The 12,022-nt window shown below is 70.7% G+C and carries 9 protein-coding genes and 1 pseudogene; 8 read left to right on the top strand and 2 right to left on the bottom strand.

Annotated features, from left to right (window positions below):
* The first annotated feature begins 11 nt into the window (after window positions 1-11).
* The 5 genes and pseudogenes from P8T65_RS26675 (at window position 12) to P8T65_RS26655 (ending at window position 5,823) form a co-directional block, all read left to right on the top strand.
* Entirely contained in the window at window positions 12-950 is a 939-nt protein-coding gene (locus tag P8T65_RS26675) for a VOC family protein (RefSeq protein ID WP_316727761.1), read from the top strand.
* A gap of 106 nt (window positions 951-1,056) precedes the next feature.
* A complete protein-coding gene (locus P8T65_RS26670; protein WP_316727760.1) occupies window positions 1,057-2,028 on the top strand; it encodes a fumarylacetoacetate hydrolase family protein in 972 nt (323 codons plus the stop codon).
* Window positions 2,025-2,777, top strand: a complete 753-nt coding sequence (locus P8T65_RS26665) for an SDR family oxidoreductase (RefSeq protein WP_316727759.1) — start codon at window positions 2,025-2,027, stop codon at window positions 2,775-2,777. The genes P8T65_RS26670 and P8T65_RS26665 overlap by 4 nt, the downstream gene beginning before the upstream one ends.
* Window positions 2,778-2,793: 16 nt before the next feature.
* Window positions 2,794-2,973: pseudogene (locus tag P8T65_RS26660) on the top strand (CoA-transferase); the annotation flags it as partial.
* Window positions 2,974-3,261: 288 nt separating this feature from the next.
* The gene (locus P8T65_RS26655) at window positions 3,262-5,823 is read left to right on the top strand and encodes a GH32 C-terminal domain-containing protein (protein WP_316727758.1); all 2,562 of its coding nucleotides are present in this window, start codon (window positions 3,262-3,264) and stop codon (window positions 5,821-5,823) included.
* A gap of 742 nt (window positions 5,824-6,565) precedes the next feature.
* Here the strand turns inward: P8T65_RS26655 and P8T65_RS26650 are convergent.
* Window positions 6,566-7,714 (bottom strand): Clp protease N-terminal domain-containing protein, encoded by a 1,149-nt coding sequence (locus P8T65_RS26650; protein WP_316727757.1) that lies wholly within the window; start codon window positions 7,712-7,714, stop codon window positions 6,566-6,568.
* 257 nt (window positions 7,715-7,971) lie between these two features.
* On the opposite strand from P8T65_RS26650, the gene P8T65_RS26645 reads away from it, so the two are divergent.
* From P8T65_RS26645 to P8T65_RS26635, 3 genes are all read left to right on the top strand, one after another.
* Window positions 7,972-8,265, top strand: coding sequence for a zinc-ribbon domain-containing protein (locus P8T65_RS26645; protein WP_220648171.1), 294 nt, complete (start codon window positions 7,972-7,974; stop codon window positions 8,263-8,265).
* Between the two features lie 305 nt (window positions 8,266-8,570).
* Window positions 8,571-9,440: an alpha/beta fold hydrolase gene (locus P8T65_RS26640; protein WP_316727756.1), complete on the top strand. Its 870-nt coding sequence runs from the start codon at window positions 8,571-8,573 to the stop codon at window positions 9,438-9,440.
* A gap of 309 nt (window positions 9,441-9,749) precedes the next feature.
* Entirely contained in the window at window positions 9,750-10,700 is a 951-nt protein-coding gene (locus P8T65_RS26635; protein WP_316727755.1) for a hypothetical protein, read from the top strand.
* Between the two features lie 64 nt (window positions 10,701-10,764).
* Here the strand turns inward: P8T65_RS26635 and P8T65_RS26630 are convergent, their stop codons facing one another.
* Window positions 10,765-11,955, bottom strand: a complete 1,191-nt coding sequence (locus P8T65_RS26630) for an MFS transporter (protein ID WP_316727753.1) — start codon at window positions 11,953-11,955, stop codon at window positions 10,765-10,767.
* Window positions 11,956-12,022: the final 67 nt, after the last annotated feature.

The raw sequence follows: 12,022 nt of genomic DNA, 5'->3' as shown, positions 1-12,022 counted from the left end.
GAGCTCCCCCCATGAACAACCGCCTGCTCACCCACCTCCGCCACGTCGACCTCGCCGTGCCCGACTACGACAAGCAGCTCGACTTCTACGCCGGAGTCTGGGGCCTGACCAAGGTCGCCGAGGACTCCGGTATCTCCTTCCTCGCCGCCGAGGGCAGCCCCGAGCAGTACGTGGTACGGCTGCGCAAGGCCGAGGAGAAGCGCCTCGACCTCGTCTCCTACGGAGCCGCGAGCGCGGCGGACGTGGACACCCTCGCCGACCGACTCCTCGCGGGAGGAGTGCAGTTGATCTCCCAGCCGGGCAAGATCGACACACCCGGAGGCGGCTACGGCTTCCGCTTCTTCGACGTCGACGGCCGCACCATCGAGGTGTCCGCCGAGGTGGACGTACGGCAGCACCGCAAGATCGAGGAGAAGGAGTCGATCCCGGTCAAGCTGTCGCACGTCGTGCTGAACTCGCCGGACCTGGACAGGACCCGTGAGTGGTACGAGACCCACCTCGGCTTCCGCCACTCCGACACGCTCAGCTCGCCGCACGTCGGTGACGTCATGCACTTCATGCGGATCTCCAACCAGCACCACTCCATGGCCATCGCCAAGGGCCCGCACACCTCCCTGCACCACGTCTCCTTCGAGATGCGCGGCCTGGACGAGTACATGCGCGGCTCCGGCCGCGTGATCCGCGCCGGCTTCAAGAAGGTCTGGGGGCCGGGCCGGCACCTGGCGGGCGACAACACGTTCACGTACTTCCTCGACCCGCACGGCAACACCGTCGAGTACACGACGGAACTGGAGCTGCTGGACGAGGACACCTGGCACCCCCACGTCTACGACTTCTCCCAGCCCGAGGTCACCGACCAGTGGGGCACCGCCAACCCCATGAACGAGCTGATCGCCAAGGAGTCCTTCAACGACGTCGACCGCGGCGTGTTCGTCGCCCCGCCGGTCTGATCCTCCTCGAACCCCGGGGACGCGGTGGCCCTGTCACCGCCCTGACGCCCTTGCCGCGTCCCCGGCTTCCACCGCTGTCGAACACCGCCGGAGCCTGGAGCCGTGCATGCGTTTCGCCACCTATGAACACCGACACCAGCGCCGGGTCGCCGTCGTGGAGGATGACGGCACCCTCCACCCCGTTCCCGGGGCGCGCTCGCTCGCGGAGCTGATCAGCCGCGGCGACGGACTCGACGCGCTCCTGCACGCCGGCGCCGCCACGCTCGACGTCCCGCCGGGCCCCCACGTGTCCGAGGTACGACTGCTGCCGCCGCTTCAGCCGCCCACCGTGCGGGACTTCGTCACCTTCGAGGAGCACGTCGAAGGGGTACGGCGGTCGGTGGACGGCGTCGGCGGGGTGCCCGAAGCCTGGTACGACGCCCCGACGTTCTACTTCACCAACCCGTACGCCGTCATCGGCGCCCACGACGACGTCCCGGTGCCGCCGGGCAGCAAGGTGCTCGACTTCGAACTGGAGGTCGCCGCCGTCATCGGCAGGGAGGGGCGCGACCTGACTCCCGACCGGGCACGGGACCACATCATCGGCTACACGGTCTTCAACGACTGGTCGGCCCGCGACCTCCAGTCCCGCGAGATGCGGGTCAGCCTCGGCCCGTGCAAGGGCAAGGACACGGCCGCCACCCTCGGCCCGTACCTGGTCACCGCCGACGAGCTGGAGCCCTACCGCGACACCGACGGCTTTATGCGCCTGGCGCTGACCGCCTCGGTGAACGGCGAGGTCGTCGGCAAGGACCTGCTGTCCAACATGAGCTGGACCTTCGAGGAGATGGTCGCCTACGCCTCGCGGGGCACCGTCGTCCGCCCCGGCGACGTGCTCGGCTCCGGCACCTGCGGCAACGGCGGCTGCCTCGCCGAGCTGTGGGGCGTCCGGGGCGAGCAGTCCCCGCCCCCGCTGAAGCCGGGAGACACCGTCACCCTCACCGTGGAGGGCATCGGCAGCGTCTCCAACACCGTGGTCGTGGGCGGGAATCCGGTGCCGCTGCCGACCGCCCGCCGCCGCACCCGGGAGCGGCCGTGAACGACCCGCACCCCAGAAGACTCCTCGACAAGGTCGTCGTCGTCACCGGCGCCGCCCGCGGCCAGGGCGCCGCCGAGGCCGAGGCCCTGACCCGCGAGGGCGCCCGCGTCATCGCCACCGACGTGACCGAGGCCCACGGCTGCCGCCGCCTCGACGTCACCGACCAGGGGCACTGGGCGGAACTGGCCGCCGAACTGCGGGAGTCGTACGGCCAGGTGCACGGCCTGGTCAACAACGCGGGCATCACCTGGCGCGCCCGCCTCGGCGATGTGACCCCCGACGACTTCGCCCGGGTCCATGCCGTCAACGTCACCGGCCCGCTCCTCGCCATCCAGCACCTGACGCCGCTGATGCCGCCCGGCTCGTCCATCGTCAACGTCGGCTCCACCGCCGCGCTCACCGGCCACTACCCGGTCGCCTACACGACCAGCAAATGGGCGCTGCGCGGCCTGTCGAAGACCGCCGCCATGGAGCTGGGCCCGCGCGGCATCCGGGTCAACACGATCCACCCCGGCTTCATCGAGACCGAGATGACCGCCTCCGCCGCCCCCGCCTTCCGCGAGGCGAACATCCGCGAGACCCCACTCGGCCGCACCGGCACGGTGGACGAGATCACCCCGCTCGTGGTCTTCCTCCTGTCCGACGAGTCCTCGTTCATCACCGGCGCCGAGATCCCGGTCGACGGCGGACTCACCGCGCACGGCGGCGTCAAATCCATCTCGGACGCCGTACGCATCCAGCAGGAGTAGAAAGGCCCTCTCACTCATGGACAAGGTCTGTTCGAGCGCCGCGGAGGCGGTCGCCGACCTCCCCGACGGCACGTCACTCGCCGTCGGCGGGTTCGGCCTCAGCGGCATCCCCGTGGTGCTCGTCCAGGCCCTCCACACGCAGGGCGCCACCGGCCTGGATTCTGCATCCGGCCCCCGATTGACCGCTCCGAACTGCGCGGATTCCTCCTGGACCGCGTCCCGACCGGCCCCTCGACACGGCACCCGACAGCCACCGTCCCCTCACGGACCGTAGGCCGATCTCGGAGCAATCGCGTCCGAACCGTTGACGCGCCGACCGGCTCGCACCTCATAATCGGGCACCTCGATGTCATCGCTGACATAAGTCAACGATGACATCTCGTCGACTGCGTGGACGTCGCCGTCGGCCAGTCGTCACTTTCGATCCGCCCGCGCCAGGGCCGTGCACACCGGCGCGCGGACGGCCGCGGGACAAGGAGTCACCATGAGCTCTGCACGCGTATCCCGGCATGCCCGCATGCGCCTGATGGCGGCGATGGCGACCGTCTGCGCCCTGTCGGCGGCCCCCCTCGCGCCCACGGCGGTCGCGGCCAACACCCCGCCGTACACCGAGCCCCACAGACCCCAGTTCCACTTCACTCCGGAGAAGAACTGGATGAACGACCCCAACGGATTGGTCTACTACAAGGGCGAGTACCACCTCTTCTACCAGTACAACCCGAACGGCAGCTCCTGGGGCGACATGTCCTGGGGGCACGCGGTGAGCAAGGACCTCGTGCACTGGGAGGAGCTGCCGCTCGCCCTGTCGCACGACGACGAGGAGATGGTGTTCTCCGGCAGCGCGGTCGTCGACCGGGACAACACCACCGGCTTCGGCACGAAGCAGAACCCGCCCATGGTGGCGATCTACACCAGCGCCTACAAGGACGGCGGCAAACAGGCCCAGTCCCTCGCCTACAGCACCGACCGCGGCCGCACCTGGACCAAGTACCAGGGCAATCCCGTCATCGACATCGGCTCCCGCAACTTCCGCGACCCGAAGGTCCAGTGGTACGCGCCGACCCGGAGCTGGCTCATGACGGTCTCGCTGTCCGAAGAGCACAAGGTGCAGTTCTACTCGTCGAAGAACCTCAAGGACTGGAGTCTGCTCAGCGAGTTCGGGCCGACCGGCGCGACGGGCGGCGTGTGGGAGTGCCCCGACCTGTTCCCCCTCGCGGTGGACGGCGACAGGAAGAACATCAAGTGGGTCCTGGTCGTGAACCTCAACCCGGGTGGAATCGCGGGCGGTTCGGGCTCGCAGTACTTCATCGGCGACTTCGACGGCAAGAAGTTCACCGCCGAGGACAAGGGCACCTACACCCCGCCCACGGGCACGGTGGTGCAGGACTTCGAGGGCACCGACTTCGATGCGTGGACCACCACCGGCAGCGCGTTCGGCCGAGCGCCGGCGGCCGGGGCGGTGGACGGGCAGGGACCGGTCACCGGCTTCGAGGGCAAGGGCCTCGCCAACAGCTTCCACGGCGGTGACCGCACCACCGGAACCCTCACCTCTCCCTCCTTCACCGTCGACAGCCCCTACCTGAACTTCAAGATCGGCGGGGGGCGGCATCCGCACAAGGACGGCACGGTCCTGGAGCGGACACCGCCCGAGGGCACGGTCCTGGCCGACTTCGAGGGCGACACGTACGGCGACTGGACGGCGACCGGGGACGCCTTCGGCACCGCACCGGCCGCCGGCACCCTCCCCGGCCAGCACCAGGTCTCCGGCTTCCTGGGCGGCGGGCTGGTCAACACCTTCCTGAACGGGGACTCCACCACCGGAACCCTCACCTCGCCCGAGTTCACCCTCGACAAGAAGTACGTCAACCTCCTCGTCGGCGGCGGCAATCATCCGGCCGGCTCCGACCACCCCGCCGCCGTCGAACTCCTCGTGGACGGCCAGGTCGTCCGCAGCGCCACCGGGAAGGACGCCGAAGCGCTCGACTGGGCGACCTGGGATGTCGACGACCTCGCCGGGAAGAAGGCGCGGATCAGGATCGTCGACGAAAACACCGGCGGCTGGGGCCACCTCAACGTCGACCACATCGTGCTCTCCGACTCCGAGCCGCCGCGCGTCTCCGCCGAGACGTCCGTCAACCTGATCGTCGACGGCGAGGTCGTCCGCACCGCCACCGGCACCGACAGCGAGACCCTCGACTGGGCCTCCTTCGACCTGCGCCCCTACGCCGGCAAGCAGGCACGCATCCAGGTCGTCGACATGAACACCGGCGGCTGGGGCCACATCCTGGCCGACCGGTTCACCACCGCGGACAAGCCCGCCAAGTCCGTCCTGCAGCACGCCGACTGGACCGACCACGGCCAGGACTACTACGCGGCCGTGTCCTGGGAGCACGCGCCGGGCGGCAAGCGCTACATGATCGGCTGGATGGACAACTGGGACTACGCCGGCTCCGTCCCCACCACCCCCTGGCGCGGCGCACAGAGCGTCCCCCGGGAGATGGCCCTGCGCACGATCGACGGCAGGGTCCGGCTGACCAGCAAGCCGGTGGGCAGCCTGGAGTCCCTGCGGGACAGGCGCCTGGTGGCGGCGTCCGGTGTCACCGTCAAGAACACCTCCAGGCCCCTGCTCGGTCGTACGGCCGACGGCCAGGCACTCGACATCGAGGCGACCTTCTCCCTCAAGGACGCCGACCGCTTCGGTCTGAAGGTCCGCACCGGAACGGGCGGCGAGGAGACCGTCATCGGCTACGACACCACGACCCAGGAGCTGTACGTCGACCGCTCCCGATCCGGCGCCGTCGACTTCCACGACCTGTTCTCCACCGGCGTGCGGACCGCGCCCCTGAAGCCCAAGAACGGCAAGGTCAAGCTGCGCGTCCTGGTCGACCGGTCCTCCGTCGAGGTCTTCGGCGGCAGCGGCGAGGCCGTGATCACCGACCAGATCTTCCCCGACCCGTCCAGCACGGGCGTCGAGTTCTTCGCCGAGGGCGGCGCCGCCACCCTCGACCAGGTGCGGGCGTGGCGGCTGGGGTCCATCTGGAGGTGACGGGGGCTCAGTTCACCGCACAGGGCCGCGGTCCTGTGCGGCGGGCAGGACCGCGGGCGGGCTGCGGCTGGGCTGATCGTTATGACCACAGGGAACAGGAAGTTGAGCTCGAAGCGTCCGCCGGCGTCGTAGCCAGCGTCGCAATGAGCACGCGCCCAGACAGTCAGCGACCAGGCGACGCCGCCCATGGCGGCTCCGAAGAGCGCGGAGACCGCCCCGGGAAGACAGGAGCTGGATGACGACTTGACTGTGTCCACGACATGCCACGACACGGAACACCTGGTGCATGGTTCCGATCGCCCATGCATTGTTCCGAACGTTCGATTCACGGTTCCGAACACCCGGTGCATGCTTCTGAACACGACGGCGGACGCGAGGCTTTCGCCCCTGCGTCAGTTTTTCCGGCGGCGCCCCTGCGCATAGGGGCCGTGGCGATCGTGCTCCCGCCATTCCTCGTCATGGGGGTCACGGTCCTCGCCGTCCGCGTTGTCTCCCGGAGTCGCGATGTGTTCCCCCCTGTTGACCTTGGCCAGCAGCGAGGCGAGGGGATCAGGAGGACCGTCGCTGAAACGGGCGGAGCCGCGCTGGGGCGATGGCCCCGGCTCTCTCGCGCCTTGACTCGACCGTGCCGTACCGCTCATGAGCAGCCCCCTCCGACTCGATGAGATGCATGGGAGATCTTTCCCTGACCGGTCGCGGTCAACCCCACCTCGGTCCTGCCCGTACCGCGCGGCCGAGTGGGTCAGGTGGCGGGAGGGCCGGTCAAGGCGGTGATCAGTTGGTGGGCTCGGGTTCCTTCGAGCAGGAGGGACTCGGTCAGGGGGCCGGTGCCCGGGTCCGGGGCCGGTGCGAAGCCGTCCCTGGAGGTGGTCGGGGCCGGTGCGGTCGCGGTGGGGGGCGTGGTCGGCGTCAGGTAGTGGCTGAGGGGGTGGGGGTCCGGGAGCAGGGGGACGCTGTTGTCGGTGAGAGCCCCGTGGACCGTCGTGTAGTCCAGGCCCAGCCGGGTCAGGCGGTCGCCGCCCGTGTAGCGGAGGTCGGGCGTGGGGGCGTGCTCGCCCGCGAGGTGCGGGTGGCGGAGGGCGACCTCGTGTGTGGCCAGGATCGCCAGGAGGACGTGTTCCGTGCCGACCGTGTCGGCGCCCAGCCGATGTGCCTGCTCGTAGGTCTCCAGGCCGACCCAACGGGCGGGGCGCGAGGCCCAGTTGATCCCGGATCGCTTGACCAGCCACCGCTTCCAGAAGGGCAGACGGCGGTAGTGGTCGCGGCCGAGGAGCCGGTCGCGGGTGGCGTGCAGGAGGGGGGTCAGGGTGTCCGTCGTGTCGACGGCCGTGCCGTCGAGGCGGGCCCGTACGGCCTGTGAAGTGATACCGCAGGCGCCCAGCAGCTCCACCGCGCGATTCTCCTCGGCCAGCAGGGCCCGCAGCAGATGCGACGCGCCGAACTTCGCCGCGCCCTCCCGCTCGGCGTGGGCCATCGCCGCCGTCAGGGCCCTGGCCGCGGCGCCCGTGAGACGATCGCTCCGGTTGCTGCTCTCGCCCAGCACCTCCCGCGCGCCGACGGTCGCCTCCGCGTCGTCGGAGGTCAGCCACCCGGCGTTCCGGTCCGTCCGCACGGCATCCCGATCCATTCGCTGCCGTAACACCGCCAGCAGGGCCGTCTTCGTCGCCCCCTCGCTCGCGAGTGCCTCGCGCGCGGCTCCCTTGGACGTGGTGATGCCGGCGAGCAGGTGTTCGGTGCCGAGAGGGTCCCTGGCGCCCGCCTGGGCACCTCGGGCCGCCCCCAGGATGCCCACGGTGTTCCAGTCGGGCTCCCTCATCGCCGCTCCCGTGCCGCCGGTCCCTCCCGTGCCGCCGGTCGCTTGCATCCCGCCGTCCCTCTTCTCTCTGGTCATGGGGCCAGCCTCGCCGAGCGGGGGTGCCGGCCGCATCGACCGCGAGAGGGACCTCGGCGGGCCTCGGCATGCCTCTCTGGTTGCATGCGACGCGGCCGGAGGTGGACCTCTGGCGGCTGGGGCGCCCCGGCCTGCACCCCGCAGTCATAATCCAGCCACCCCCTTTCCAAAAGTGAGGGACGGGCACACTTGAAGGCAGTGCGTACGGTGCGTGCAGCACGCGCGGTGCGTCGTTGGGCACCCCCGGGAAGGATCAGATGTTCATCATCTTCGGCACCAAGGGATACCTGTACCAGCTCGCGATACTGACGCTGGTGTGCGGACAGTGCGGCAACCCCGCCGCGCACACGCTCAGGAAGCGGGTCACGAAGTTCACGCTGTTCTTCGTGCCGCTCATCCCGATCTCGACGAAGTACCAGACGCAGTGCACGTTCTGCGGCGCCGAGCAGAAGGTCAGCGCCGAGCAGGCCGAGCGGCTCCAGGAGCAGAGCGCCGGCGCACACGGCGGCCAGTCGTACGGCCAGCCGCAGCAGCAGCCGTACCAGTCCTGAGAACGGGCGGGAGGGCATCGCCCCGTAGGAACCCGTAGGAACCCGGCGTGTACGGCAGCGCCGTGCCTTCCGGTGGCCCGCCCTTCCCGCCCTCGGCGCGGGATACTGGCCCCATGCGGTTGCGAGGCCGGGGCTGTGTCGTCGCCGGGCTGGTGTCGGTACTGGTGGCTCTGCCCGGCTGCGCGGGTGGGGACCGCGAGGGCGGCCCGCCTCCCACGGCACCGTCGCAGCCATCACGGACGTCAGAGGCGTCGCAGCCATCAGAGTCGTCGGAGGCAGCGGAGGCATCCCCCACCCCGCCCCCCGTGAACCCGGTCTCGGTCCCCGGTCTGATCGCCCGCCCGCACACCGGCTCCGACCTGCGTCTGGGCGCCGTACTGGCCCGTACCGCCGCGTACACCAGTCACGCGGTGACGTACGAGGCCGACGGTCTGACCATCTCGGGGATCATGAACATCCCCGAGGGCGAGGGCCCCTTCCCGGCGCTGGTGCTGGCGCACGGGTACATCGACCCCGCCGTATACACCACCGGGCGCGGGCTGGCCCGGGAACAGGATCTGCTGGCCCGCGAGGGCTACGTCGTCCTGCACACCGACTACCGCAACCACGCGGGCTCCGACGACGACCCCGACAACGACGTGAACCTCCGCCTCGGCTACACCGAGGACGTGATCGGCGCGGCCCTGGCGCTGCGCGACTCCGGACGTCCGGAGATCGACGGTGACCGGATCGGTCTGCTGGGGCGGTCGATGGGCGGCGGTGTCGTCTACAACACGCTGGTGGTGGCCCCGGGTCTGTTCGACGCGGCCGTGGTCTTCGCCCCGGTGAGCTCCCGGCCCGCCGAGAACATCGACCACTTCCAGCGCCCCGGCGGCGACCCGGTCGTCGCGGAGATCGAGGCCGCGCACGGCACCCCGGCGTCGAACCCCGCCTTCTGGCGAGAGGTCTCGCCCCTCACGTACGTCGACCGCGTCACCGAGCCGCTCCTCATCCACCACGGCACGGCCGACGACACCTGCCCGCTCGCCTGGTCGGAACGGACCACGGCGGAGTTCGAGGCGGCCGGCAAGGACGTACGCCTGATCAAGTACCCCGGCGAGGGACACACGTTCGGCCCGCAGTGGCCCACGTCCATGCACCGCACCGTGTCCTTCTTCGCCACCCACCTTCGCTGACCACGGCGATGTCACAGCCGGACCGGTCCGTGCCGGGCCCCGGTGGTAGGCCTCGTGCCGGGGCGCCGGGGCCTTGTCCGCGAGGGTCCGGCGGGCTGCTGACCTCCCCAAAGAACCGGGGGAAAGAACTACCCGCCCACCCACCCTCCCTGGCCGCGAGGGGCCGCTTCACCCGTCCGGGTGACCGGCTTGCAGGCGGAGGATGCGGACGGTTACGTTCGCCGCGACAACCGAACAAAGACTTCGGCCCCCGGCCGGGACTGGCATCCCGATCGAGGGCCTGACCGATCAGGAAGCGAGACCTTCCCGATGGCTGATTCGCAGTCTAACGCGCCCCTGCGCGCCGACGCCGGAGTACCCACCTCCGGCGTGATCCACGTACGCACCCGGCTGACAGCCGACTTCACGGTGATCTCCAACGCCCTCGCGCAGCGGCGCGGCAGCGCGGTCACGGTCGGCGTCGCGACGTACATCTCCTCCCTGCCCACCGGCACCCCCGTGAGCATCACCGCCCTGTGCGCGCACTTCGACGAGGGCGAGATCCTCATCTCGCGAGCGCTCAGGGAACTGGAAGCGGCCGGATACCTGGAGCGTCGGTGCGAGCGAACGCCCACCGGGCAGGTCCGCACCCGGACGTTCTTCTACGACGTCCCCGGCGGCAAACCAGACCCGGACCCGGACCCGAGCGGGCCTCCCAAGCCCCCCAGGCCCCGCCGCCCCCGGAAGCAACCCGCCACTGCCACGCCCGCACCCGCACCCGGGGCCGCGCGGGACACGGCGGAGACGCTCGCACCGGCGGAGGAGAAGACGGACCAGGCAGCGGAGCCGGAAACACAGACCGGGACCGAGTCCAAGCCAGAGGCACCGGCCTCACTCACCGACGCCGACCCCCGAGCCATCGCCCTGCTCGCCGGCCTCCGCCGGGTCGACCCCCGCCTCATTCTGTCCGAGCGGGAAGCCGCCCGCCTCGCCCCGGCCGTCACCCGCTGGCTCACGACAGGCCTGCTGCCCGCCCAGATCACCGACCACCTCACCGCACGACTCCCGGCAGACCTCCTCGTCCGCCCCGTCGGCATCCTCGCCTACCGCCTCAAGGAAACACCCCTGACCGCACCAGCGACCGGAAGTCCCGAAACCCCAGAACGCCCAGTGGTCCTGAAAATGCGGAACTGCGACGGCTGCGACCGAGGCTTCCGCTCCGCAGGACACAGCCACTGCCGGGACTGCCGCTCCCAGAACCAACTCCCCGCAACCGGCTGAGCAGGTGGCCGGGTGTGCGGGGGTGCGGTCCACCCGCAGGTGGGAAGCGCACGGGCGCACGGGATCAGGACACGTGCGCCCTTGACGCCAGCCCCGCATACTCGTTCCGTCCCGCTGCCCACAACCCCAGTGTCACCGCCACCGACGCCGACGCCATCGCTGTCATCGCCGTGCCCGGTGACGTCAGTTGGGCCACCGCGCCTGCCAGGGCCGCGCTCAGGCCCTGCAGGGTGAGCATGCCGGAGGAGTGCAAGCCCAGGGCGTGGCCGGTGAGTTCGGGTGGGGTCAGGGTCAGGAGGTGGTGTTGCTGGACCAGGCTCGCGCCGAAGCCGACGGAGGCGACGGTGGCGCAGGCCGCCGCGACCGGGGTCGGGGGGTGGAGGGCGAAGAGGAGGTACGGGGTCGCCAGGAGCAGGAGGAGCGGGGTGGCCAAACGGTCACGCACCCGGGGCGGGAGCAGGCGGCCGACCGTCACGTCGCCGATCAGCATGCCCAGCGCCGCGCAGGCGAAGAGGAGGCCCGCTCGGTCGGGGGCGTAGGCCACGAACAGGGACTCGCAGCCGACGACCAGGCCGTTGGGGATCCACAGGCCGAGGTAGAGGCGGCGGCGTGGGGCCGACGACCACAGAAGGGCGTTCGTGCGCCAGGTATCGGTCACGGACGGGCGGCCGGCGGCGCGCGGGGTGTGGTGTGTCAGGCCCAGGGCCGTACAGAGAGCCGCCGCCGCGTACAGGGCCGCCGCCACCAGCAGCGTGACCTCCGGGGACAGCCACACCACCAGGGCGCCGCCGGTCGCGTACCCGGCGATCTGGGTGAGCCCGTGCAGCATGTTGAACACCGAACGACCGAGCAGATAGCCGTCCTTCGGGAGGATCTCGTTCAGCAGGCCCCAGCGGACCCCGCCGCCCAGGGAGGCGACCAGGCCCTGCGCCGCGATCACCGCGAAGACCGTCCACAGAGGCAGGGCGGGGAGGGCCAGTGCCGCTGTGCTCGCCGCGAAGAGTACGGCCAGCCCCGCCAGCGTCGCTCTCGGCGGCAGACGGTCCGCCGCCGAGAGCAGGGTCGTCGCGCCGATCACCTGGACGAGGGACGGGCCGAACATGCTGAGGGCGGACAGGAGGGGGGATCCGGTCGCCGCGTAGACGGAGGTGCCGAGGGCCAGACCGCCGATCGTGGAGGCGGCGACCTGGAGAGCGGAGGAGACGAAGAGAGGGGTGAACTCCCTTGTGTGGAAAAGGGCTTGGTAGCTGCGCATGGACAGGACCCTCCGGCCCGGCCCACGGTCCGCCGTAATGTTTCGCGCACACGCGAAAGCTCCGCCA

The sequence above is a fragment of the Streptomyces sp. 11x1 genome (assembly GCF_032598905.1).
Lineage (GTDB): Bacteria > Actinomycetota > Actinomycetes > Streptomycetales > Streptomycetaceae > Streptomyces.
The sequence above is the reverse complement of the archived record's forward strand: the minus strand, read 5'-3'. Positions and strand labels throughout refer to the sequence as shown.

Bases quoted from the DNA above. Each gene is read 5' to 3' on its own strand.
- P8T65_RS26645 (WP_220648171.1), top strand. From the start codon at position 7,972: ATGTTCATCATCTTCGGCACCAAGGGATACCTGTACCAGCTCGCGATA.
- P8T65_RS26630 (WP_316727753.1), bottom strand. From the start codon at position 11,955: ATGCGCAGCTACCAAGCCCTTTTCCACACAAGGGAGTTCACCCCTCTC.
- P8T65_RS26650 (WP_316727757.1), bottom strand. From the start codon at position 7,714: ATGACCAGAGAGAAGAGGGACGGCGGGATGCAAGCGACCGGCGGCACG.
- P8T65_RS26670 (WP_316727760.1), top strand. From the start codon at position 1,057: ATGCGTTTCGCCACCTATGAACACCGACACCAGCGCCGGGTCGCCGTC.
- P8T65_RS26635 (WP_316727755.1), top strand. From the start codon at position 9,750: ATGGCTGATTCGCAGTCTAACGCGCCCCTGCGCGCCGACGCCGGAGTA.
- P8T65_RS26675 (WP_316727761.1), top strand. From the start codon at position 12: ATGAACAACCGCCTGCTCACCCACCTCCGCCACGTCGACCTCGCCGTG.
- P8T65_RS26655 (WP_316727758.1), top strand. From the start codon at position 3,262: ATGAGCTCTGCACGCGTATCCCGGCATGCCCGCATGCGCCTGATGGCG.